The sequence below is a fragment of the Streptomyces sp. NPDC001568 genome (assembly GCF_042893755.1).
Taxonomy (GTDB): Bacteria; Actinomycetota; Actinomycetes; order Streptomycetales; family Streptomycetaceae; genus Streptomyces.
The window spans coordinates 159,321-160,526 of sequence record NZ_JBIAVF010000025.1 but is presented as its reverse complement, the minus strand read 5'-3'; the positions used below and the strand labels follow the sequence as shown (position 1 = coordinate 160,526).

Genomic DNA, 1,206 nt, shown 5'->3' with positions numbered 1-1,206 from the left:
CAGATGTGGAAGCCCGGTAACGGGTGGAGCTGACTGGTACTAATAGGCCGAGGGCTTGTCCTCAGTTGCTCGCGTCCACTGTGTTAGTTCTGAAGCAACGAACGGTTGCTGGTTTCTAGAGCTAGAACATAACTACAAAGTGTGCTTGTTCGCTCGAAACCGATTAGGGTTTCGGTGGTCATAGCGTTAGGGAAACGCCCGGTTACATTCCGAACCCGGAAGCTAAGCCTTTCAGCGCCGATGGTACTGCAGGGGGGACCCTGTGGGAGAGTAGGACGCCGCCGAACAATTTTTCAAGGACCCCTGGTCCAGCGTTCAACGCTGGACCAGGGGTCTTTTTGTTTTTCACCTCTTTTACGCCGAAGCGCGGCCATGGGTTGGTTGCGCAAGAATGACTAGCGGTACCCCGAAGACAGGAGTCACACCCATGTCCAACTCTCCCGACGATCGTCCGGAGCGCGAGCCTCGGCGCAACGACGGCGGTGACAGGGGCGGCTTCCGTCGTGACGACCGTGGCGGTGACCGTGGTGGCTTCCGCCGCGACGACCGCGGTGGCCGTCCGACCGGTGGTGGCGGCGGTTTCCGCCGTGACGACCGTGGTGGGCGTCCCGCCGGCGGCGACCGTCCCTCGGGCGGCGGCTACCGGGGTGCCGGCGGCGGCGACCGTCCGACCGGTGGCGGCTTCCGTGGTGGCGACCGTCCTTCCGGCGGTGGCTACCGTGGCGGCAGCGACCGTCCGACCGGTGGTGGCGGCGGCTTCCGTCGCGACGACCGCGGTGGCGACCGTCCGTCCTTCCCCCGTCGTGATGACGACCGCGGTGGGTTCCGCGGTGGTCGTGATGACCGTGGTGGGGACCGTCCGTCGTACCCGCGCCGTGATGACGACCGTGGTGGACGTCCTTCCGGTGGTGGCGGCGGTTTCCGTCGCGACGACCGTGGCGGCGACCGTCCCTCCTTCCCGCGTCGTGACGACCGTGGCGGGGACCGTCCGTCCTTCCCGCGTCGTGATGACGACCGTGGTGGGTTCCGCGGTGGTCGTGATGACCGTGGTGGGGACCGTCCGTCGTACCCGCGTCGTGACGATGACCGTGGTGGGCGTCCCTCGGGTGGTGGCGGCGGTTTCCGTCGTGACGACCGTGGTGGGGACCGTCCGTCGTACCCGCGCCGTGATGACGACCGTGGTGGGCGTCCTTCCGGTGGTGGCGG

The 1,206-nt window shown here is 66.9% G+C and carries 1 rRNA gene and 1 pseudogene; both read left to right on the top strand.

What is annotated here, in order from left to right:
• Positions 1-170: 170 nt before the first annotated feature.
• Positions 171-287 (top strand): 5S ribosomal RNA (rrf, locus tag ACFY0I_RS35430).
• Positions 288-457: 170 nt separating this feature from the next.
• Positions 458-1,206: pseudogene (locus tag ACFY0I_RS35425) on the top strand (tetratricopeptide repeat protein); the annotation flags it as partial.